The 7,458-nt window shown below is 58.5% G+C and carries 7 protein-coding genes and 2 pseudogenes; 6 read left to right on the top strand and 3 right to left on the bottom strand.

Features of this window, described 5'->3' with window-relative positions; genetic code table 11:
• Positions 1-428: 428 nt before the first annotated feature.
• Both IVB13_RS18840 and IVB13_RS18835 read left to right on the top strand, forming a co-directional pair.
• Positions 429-1,025: a DUF2380 domain-containing protein gene (locus IVB13_RS18840; protein ID WP_247489970.1), complete on the top strand. Its 597-nt coding sequence runs from the start codon at positions 429-431 to the stop codon at positions 1,023-1,025.
• A 201-nt stretch (positions 1,026-1,226) separates the two neighbouring features.
• Positions 1,227-1,673 carry a lipocalin-like domain-containing protein gene (locus IVB13_RS18835; protein WP_247489968.1) on the top strand — a complete coding sequence of 149 codons (447 nt, stop codon included), beginning with the start codon at positions 1,227-1,229 and terminating at the stop codon, positions 1,671-1,673.
• A 188-nt stretch (positions 1,674-1,861) separates the two neighbouring features.
• On the opposite strand, the pseudogene IVB13_RS18830 reads toward IVB13_RS18835, so the two are convergent.
• From IVB13_RS18830 to IVB13_RS18820, 3 genes and pseudogenes are all read right to left on the bottom strand, one after another.
• Positions 1,862-3,295, bottom strand: a pseudogene (locus IVB13_RS18830) (IS1182 family transposase).
• A 429-nt stretch (positions 3,296-3,724) separates the two neighbouring features.
• On the bottom strand, positions 3,725-3,886 hold the full coding sequence (locus IVB13_RS18825) for a hypothetical protein (RefSeq protein ID WP_247489967.1): 162 nt from the start codon (positions 3,884-3,886) through the stop codon (positions 3,725-3,727).
• A gap of 120 nt (positions 3,887-4,006) precedes the next feature.
• Complete coding sequence (locus tag IVB13_RS18820) at positions 4,007-4,375, bottom strand: rhodanese-like domain-containing protein (protein ID WP_247489965.1); 369 nt, start codon at positions 4,373-4,375, stop codon at positions 4,007-4,009.
• Between the two features lie 438 nt (positions 4,376-4,813).
• On the opposite strand from IVB13_RS18820, the gene IVB13_RS18815 reads away from it, so the two are divergent.
• From IVB13_RS18815 to IVB13_RS18800, 4 genes and pseudogenes are all read left to right on the top strand, one after another.
• Positions 4,814-5,017, top strand: coding sequence for a hypothetical protein (locus tag IVB13_RS18815; protein WP_247489962.1), 204 nt, complete (start codon positions 4,814-4,816; stop codon positions 5,015-5,017).
• Positions 5,018-5,319: 302 nt separating this feature from the next.
• Positions 5,320-6,092: pseudogene (locus IVB13_RS18810) on the top strand (DUF5996 family protein); the annotation flags it as partial.
• 18 nt (positions 6,093-6,110) lie between these two features.
• Positions 6,111-6,458 carry an MFS transporter gene (locus tag IVB13_RS18805; RefSeq protein ID WP_346732285.1) on the top strand — a complete coding sequence of 116 codons (348 nt, stop codon included), beginning with the start codon at positions 6,111-6,113 and terminating at the stop codon, positions 6,456-6,458.
• A 297-nt stretch (positions 6,459-6,755) separates the two neighbouring features.
• Positions 6,756-7,458 (top strand): IS110 family transposase (locus tag IVB13_RS18800; RefSeq protein ID WP_247489960.1); only part of this gene is annotated, 703 nt, incomplete at its 3' end.

Below are 7,458 nucleotides of genomic sequence, written 5' to 3'. Positions count from 1 at the left end.
ATCATTGAACAATTGATTCGGGAATCCTATAAATCGCGGCAAAATCAACAATCTGCCAAAGTAGTGCTAGTCCGCCGTGCCTCACTAAGCGGACCTCGACGAGGTGCGCCGTGACTTCGCTGACGGGCCATAAGTGGACTCATGCATTGAAGCAAACTGCGTCTTCGTCGATCACGTTGTTTGTCTGCGCGTGCTGGCTGCGCCGCAGGAAGCCGGGGCCGAGCATGCTAGCGGGCTTGTTGACTACCAGCTCGCATAGATCGGCGCTTGCAATGCGAGCACTTCAAACAGCCTTGAATGACTAACTTGTAAGCTGACTTTCCGGTGGCGAGACCTCCAAATATTCGGTCCAACCCGCATTGGACATTGGCGCGACCTGGGTCTGAACCACGATGCCGGATAGCGGCAGGGGTTGCACTAATTGATGCTTGGAAAGGCTTATCGTCTCACCGCAATTCAGCCACGGAGATCGAGTCATCGCCATGCGCCACGCCTCCCTCTTGCACGCTTTCACCACAGCCGGCCTGTTCATCGGTCCGTTCCTCGGATCCAGCCTCATCTCAGATGCATCCGCCGCGACCCCCGGCCAAGCCTTGGCCGTGTCGGTCGACGATTTCAATTATGTCGACACGTCGAACGAGCCCACCGACCAGACGGCCGTGCATCAAACGCGATTGCAGATTTTTATGACTGCGCTGCGGGACGACGTCACGGCAGACCCGCGCTTTGAGCTCGTGCCCTCCTCCTGCGCATCAAATTGTCCAACCGACGGACCGGCGTTGCGTGATCAGCTGCGCGCGACGTCACAGGCCGGCTCGCAGATCCTGATCATCGGAATCGTTCACAAGCTCAGCACGCTGGTGCAGGTGGTGCGGATTGCTGCCGTGGATACGACAGCCCAGCGCGTCGTGTTCAGAAAGTACTTCCAGTTCCGTGGCGACAATGACGAGGCATGGCTGCGGGCGGAGCGCTTTGTATCGGAGGAGGTCCGCCGCCGGCTGCTTGAAAGTAGATCGCAGCGATAGGCCGCGCGCGTCTGCAATGGGTCAAAATGCGAAGAAGTCAACCTGAGCAAATCTTGACCGCCGCCTCAATAAGCGGACCTCGTGGAGCGATGCCGCCACTTCGCCGAAGGGCCAACAGGAGACCTCAGCCAAAAGATCGAGTATTCTCCGGCCCATCCTTGAACGTTGTGCGTCCCAAGTTGGCCTGTTGGGAGCCGACCTATGGCGAAACACCCAGACGGAATCGAAACTGACTTGGTTGGGACTTACAAGCTTCTCGATACGAGATTGACCTTTCTGGACACAGGACAAACCATCCCTAAGGACGACACTGGCTTCGTCATGTATGGGCGGGACGGTCGAATGATGGCCATGATCCAACGCGTGGACAGACCGAAGCCGGCGAGTATCGATAAGGCCACCGACCAAGAATGCCTTGAACTGTTCCGGTCAATGATTGCCTATGGGGGCACCTACACGTTCGACGGAATGACAGTTGAACATCACATCAACATCTCACTGAACGAGACATGGACCGGGACGGCGCAAATTCGAGACGTCAAACGTGATGGAAGCAAGTTGATACTATCTACCCGTCCTGCTCCAAGCCCCTTCGATGGAAAGATGGTTTCGGCCACATTGACGTGGGAGAAGTTCCGCGAGGCATGAGGGCGGCTATGGGTTTTGGTCGTGTAAAAACACTGTTGCATGACGCGGACCAGCGCGGTTGAGCTCAGGCTACCGCAATCCGATCAATTTGGGCAAATTTTACGGCCACTCGACCAGAACTCATCCTGACGCAATGTCGGGCTCTTTCACGCGCCCGATGACTCGCAAGGCGCGCGCCAGCGCCCGTATCACGCCCTCACCGCCGCCAGCAGCGGTTTCATCCCGACGATGTTCAGCACGCGTGTCAGATTGTAGCCGAGCACGCACAGCGCCATCTCGGTCGCTACTTTCGGCAGCGTCACGCACAAGAAGTGCGTCGCGCCCATGCGCGTCTTCAGTGTGCCGAACGGATGCTCGACGGTCTCGCGGCGTGTGCGCATGGCGTTTGGATTCTTGTCGAGCCGCGCCTGAGCGCGTTCGAGAACGTCCTCGTGCACCCATCGCTTGATACGGCGTTGTGGGCTCGGCGTGCACTTCGATTTGAGTGGACAGGTTTTGCAGGCGTTCGTCCAATAGTTGCGCAGCTTCTGGCCGTCTTCCTCGCTGGTATAATAATATTTGAGTTGCTTACCGGCCGGGCAGCGATAAATATCCTCATCTGGCAGATAAGCAAAGTCCTGTTTGCCGAAGCGCCCCGAAGCCTTCGCACCCGATGTCATCGGCTTAGGCGCAACGTCACCGTGATGCCAGATTGCTCGCACGCCAGGATTTCTTCGCCCTTGAAGTAGCCGCGATCGGCGACAACATCGAGCGTGTCGGCCTCAAGAATGGCTTTGGCCTGCTGTGCTATGTTTGCAAGTTGTGACCGGTCTGAGCCACTTGTTGTCACCTCGTGCGCGACGATCAGATGGTTTTCTGTATCGACCGCCGTCTGCACGTTGTAGCCAACGATGCCGGAACCACGGCCGCTCGTGGCCATCGAACGGCTGTTAGGATCCGTGAACGATATCTGCTGATCGGACAACGCCCGAACCTGTTTTTCAATGGCTGCGAGTTTCGCCATTTCAACGGTCAGATTTTCGAGCCGTTCTTTGATCCGCGTCTTTTTTAATTCCAGCGTTTCCGACGACTCCTGCCGGTCGGCGGTATCGAGCTGAGCGAGATAGCGCGCAACGCTCTCTTCCAATTGCGTGCGCCGCCGCTCGACTTTGCCGCGCGTGAAGTTCTTATCGCGATTATTGACTGCTTTGAATTTGCTGCCGTCGATGGCGACGCTGGCTGCCGCGAGCAACCCCATCTTGCGGCACACCTCGACGAAGCGCGCGCAGACTTTTTTGATGCCGGGACCATTGTCCTTGCGGAAATCGGCAATCGTTTTGTGATCGGGCGCAAGCCGGGCGAGCAGCCACATCACTTCGACGTTGCGGCCAGCTTCACGCTCGAGCCGGATGCACACGGTTGAGATAACCATAAATGTAGAGCTTCAAGAGCGCGGCCGGATGATACGACGGCCTACCTGTGCCGGCAGGCTCAACGCCACCAAACCCAAGTTCAGCCAGATCGAGGGCCGCAACGAAGGCGTCGATCACGCGAACCGGATTGTCATCTAAAACCCAGTCATCCTGGCATTCCGGCAACAAAGTCGATTGCCCGCGATCAGCCCCTTGAACGAAGCGACTCATGCCCAGCCCCCGCCGATTCAGTGCGGGAGGCCGGCGTTCAAGAAGCGCTTGTTTGAGCGCCATGAAGACTTCGCTGTGGCATCACTAAGTATCCGGAAGCGTCGGTTGCGACCGCGGCGGGGTCGGTAAGCTGCGAAGCCCAGGTTGAAGGTCGCAGCCCGCGTGATCCCTATGCGCTCCATCCGTGCACAACTCGGCCGGTTGACGAGGAAAAGCTCTCGTCCGCGAAGCGCGCTCCTGTCTCCGAAGCCGCATCCAGATCGGCGCGGACGATGGGTTCGATCCGAACTCCGCTGTCGCGCGGCCGCTCCCAGAAGACCTCCGCCACGCCGCGGCCGTCAAAATCCCTCCAGCTTGCCTTTCGCTGCCGGCACCTCGTTCAACCAGCAAGCGAAGCGCGCAGTAATAGGTATAATTTCTGGAAAGCTTTCACCAGGCGCGCAGCATCTGATCGACGATGACACCGAACTTCACGTCGATCAGATAGTTGTCGGAGCAAGCAAAGAATGCCGGCCCCTTGTCGCCCCGGGCCACTGCGCCGCGGACTGGACGGTGAGACGAACATCGCACAACCTCGCTGGCGACGCCCATGCCGTGTCGTGGAGGGTCCAGATCGAGAGCGGTGTCTTAGCTGGCATCGTGGCTGCATCACAATGGTGCAGCCACGCGTGCTCGCAAGCCACCGGCAATTTTCTGGAGGACGGTCAGATTTTATTTCTCTACCGCGCCTGTCCAATCCTTAAAGCCGCCAACGTTATATACCTTTTCATACCCCATATCCTTGAGCACCTTACCAGCGAGAGCTGATCGACCGCCCGAAGCGCAATAGAGAATAATGGTTTTGTTAGTGTCGAAGTTCTTGTCGTGGTACGGCGATTCCGGGTCTGCTCGAAACTCCAACATGCCTCGCGACACATTCACGGCACCAGCAATCTTCCCGCTAGCGGCCACTTCGGGTGCATCGCGAACGTCCAAGACGAGCGTATTGCCAGTCGCAATCATTTCAGTAGCTTGTTCCGGCGTAATCTTCGGAACTCCGGCGTTGGCAGCTTCGAGCATTTGCTTGACGCTTGTTGCCATCGATCTTCTCCGTTTCCGGCCCCTGTTAGAGAGTACCACTGCGCGATAGCGCCGTCTGCGACCGCGAGCAGGATGCGGCGCTGATAATTGGCGGTGGCTCAAGGATGCACAGGCGGACGTGGCACAGGCGCTGGGCGATCTTGCGCCCTTCCGTGTCAAGCCGCCGCAGGTTCAAGCAGCGTCGGCCCTTGGTACAACAGGGAGGCTCCCCGGATACGCACTGATTTGAAGTTCTACGAGGTCCTTGGACCGCTTCCGAAGGCTGTAAAATGTAAGCTCATGTTCCAGCATGGGGCAGTGGAAGCTAACGACTGCTGTATCCGGCAGTCGACAGAGTCCATCGATGAGCTCGCCAACTGTGATCACGGGGGGTCGGCGACTGCCTTGCGAAAAGCCTTACTCATGGCGTTACTCCCCCCTTCCCTAACCGAAGCCTCGATGGTTCTGTTCCATCTGCACGACGCAGGGTTCGGGCCAAAGGCCTGCGGCTACGACGGCGCAGGCGACCCCTGCCCGGCCTGCAACGATGCCGCGCCCGAGTTGATGCCGCTGCCGCCCGGATTTGAAAACAGCATCACTAGCATCGAAGTCATGCGCCCGCTGTTGAGGAACCCAGCGGGGAAGCGGCGACGGAAGCCGTGAAGCTACGACGTGTACTCGTAAACGTCGGCCTACCAACGCAAAGCGGAAGTCTCCCACCTTGGCCGTGGTCGGCGGCGCTTGTGACCCAAACCGGCCATTTCGCGCGACGGCCCGCCAAAGATAGCCCTCGGAAAACGCCCAGACCTCAATGAGCTTGGCGACACTGATCCTACGAGTCTCTCCACTTGGAGCTTTGTTTTTCGCTGCAAACGTTCTCAAATGCCTGCGACCGTCAATGCTCATACGTGAATGGACGATACCAGCGCCTCGTCCGTGCGACCAAACACAAAGGAGGAAACGCTATGAGCGCGATCTGGCCGGAAATCCCCTTCGAGGCGTGGCGCGAAACCTGTTCCGCGCTTCATTTGTACTGCCAAGTTGTCGGCAAGTATCGGCTCGCGAGGACGCCGTGGGTCAATCATTCATGGCACGCGACTTTCTACGTGAATGCTCGCGGGCTCACGACTTCACTGGTTCCAGACGCCTCAGGTATCGAGATCACCTTCGATCTCTCCCGCCATATCGTGATCGGAGAGGCCTCTGATGGCCGCGGGTTGAAATGGCGCTGGGGCCGATGTCCGTTGCCGACTTTCACGCCCGGTTCTGTGAGTTGGTGGGACGTCTCGGCGGTACACCGGAATTCGACTGCCGGCCCAATGAAGTTCCCGATCCGATCCCCTTCCAGGACGACCGTCAGATCCGACCCTATGATGCAGGCGCCGTGACACGGTTTTTCAGGGCCCTGGTTGCGATCGACGGTGTGTTTCATCGGTTTCGGACGGGCTTCACCGGAAAGGTCAGTCCGGTCCATCTCTTCTGGGGCAGCTTCGATCTCGCGGTGACGCGCTTCTCCGGACGTCCTGCTCCGCTTCACCCGGGGGGCGTACCGGGTTTACCGGACGAAGTGACGCGCGAGGCCTACAGTGATGAAGTCTCGTCTGCCGGCTCCTGGCCGGGCGGAGGCAGCACAGACTTTGCGGCTTTCTACTCTTATGCCTATCCCACTCCGAACGGTTTTGCCGACGAACAGATTTTGCCGACGGGCGCATATTTCGATCAGAAGCTTGGGGAATATCTCCTGGCGTACGAGGTTGTGAGGAAGTCGAGCAATCCGGAGGCGGCGCTCAAAAGCTGGTATGGCCCGGATAATGTTGGCTTCGCAGGGAGCATGGCCTCCATTACGTGCGGCCTGTCGCCGAACATCACCGTGTTAATCGCAAGCCGCGCAATCCAAGGGGTTGGCGCCGCGCTCCTCATCCCGGCAAGCCTCGCGCTATTGGGAGCGACTTTTGACGAGCACGAGCGCAACCATGCGATCGGAGTATGGGCTGGTGTCGGCGCGCTGACCGCTGCCGTCGGCCCGGTACTGGGCGGCTGGCCGCTGTTGGCGGTAAACCGGACATCAGCCGGCCAGCCGCTAATAGTACATGCCCTTCTGTAATGGGCCCGATGATGTCAAGCCACCCGGTGGAACGTCGCGCCGCCGAGCTCATGCTTCTGTCCGTGGTCAACGCCTGGCCGCCACAACATTCCGGCAACAAAGTAGATTGCCCGCGATCAGCTCCTTGAATGAAACGAGCCATGCCAGCCCCCACCGATTCAGTGCGGGAATCATAGCAGGCACGGCGTTTTCACACATGGGGTAATTCCGGGCTCGGAGCCATACTCAGGCTCTGCGAATCAGCTCTCCAGGACTCGACGAGGCCTACCCAGGGCCTTGCAATGATGGAGAGAGGCAATGGAGCACTATGTCGGATTAGACGTGTCCCTGAAACTGACTTCGATCTGCATCGTCGATCGGACCGGAAAGGTCGAGCGCGAAGGGGTGGTTACGTCTGACCCGGAGGCGATCGCGACGTTCATCAAATTGCACGCGTCACACGTCGTTCGGATTGGACTCGAGACCGGAGCAACGTCGACATGGCTGTGGACCGAACTGAATAAGATCGGGTTACCCGTTATCTGCATTGACGCCAGGCATGCGAAGGCGGTTCTGAAGATGCAGATCAATAAGAGCGACCGAAATGACGCTGCTGGCATAGCGCGCATCATGCAATGTGGTTGGTACAAGGAGGTTTGCGTCAAGGATCTCGACAGTCATGCGACCAAAGCCCTTCTTGTCAGTCGAGCTCTGCTCGTCAAGATCAAGCGGGATATCGAAAATCAAATCCGGGGGCTCCTCAAGAATCTTGGGCTCGTCATCGGACGAGCAAAGATGAATGTGTTTGCTGTGCGCGCTGCGCAGTTGGCCGAGCAACGGTCAGAGCTTTTTGCCGCGGTCGATCCATTGCTGAAGGCACGCGAGGCCGTCGAGCAACAGATTGAGGACCTTGACCGCAAGGTGCTGCGGCTGGCTCGCAACAATGCTCACGTGCGACGGTTCATGACGGCTCCTGGCGTCGGCCCGGTCACGGCCCTTTGCTTCCTTGCGACGATCGATG

The organism is Bradyrhizobium sp. 17, assembly GCF_023073515.1.
GTDB lineage: Bacteria > Pseudomonadota > Alphaproteobacteria > Rhizobiales > Xanthobacteraceae > Bradyrhizobium > Bradyrhizobium canariense_D.
This window is presented reverse-complemented; position numbering and strand designations above follow the sequence as displayed.

What these genes read in the sequence shown, in the direction of transcription:
- IVB13_RS18835 (WP_247489968.1), top strand. Translation starts at nt 1,227, where the DNA reads ATGGCGAAACACCCAGACGGAATCGAAACTGACTTGGTTGGGACTTAC.
- IVB13_RS18825 (WP_247489967.1), bottom strand. Translation starts at nt 3,886, where the DNA reads ATGGGCGTCGCCAGCGAGGTTGTGCGATGTTCGTCTCACCGTCCAGTC.
- IVB13_RS18820 (WP_247489965.1), bottom strand. Translation starts at nt 4,375, where the DNA reads ATGGCAACAAGCGTCAAGCAAATGCTCGAAGCTGCCAACGCCGGAGTT.
- IVB13_RS18815 (WP_247489962.1), top strand. Translation starts at nt 4,814, where the DNA reads ATGGTTCTGTTCCATCTGCACGACGCAGGGTTCGGGCCAAAGGCCTGC.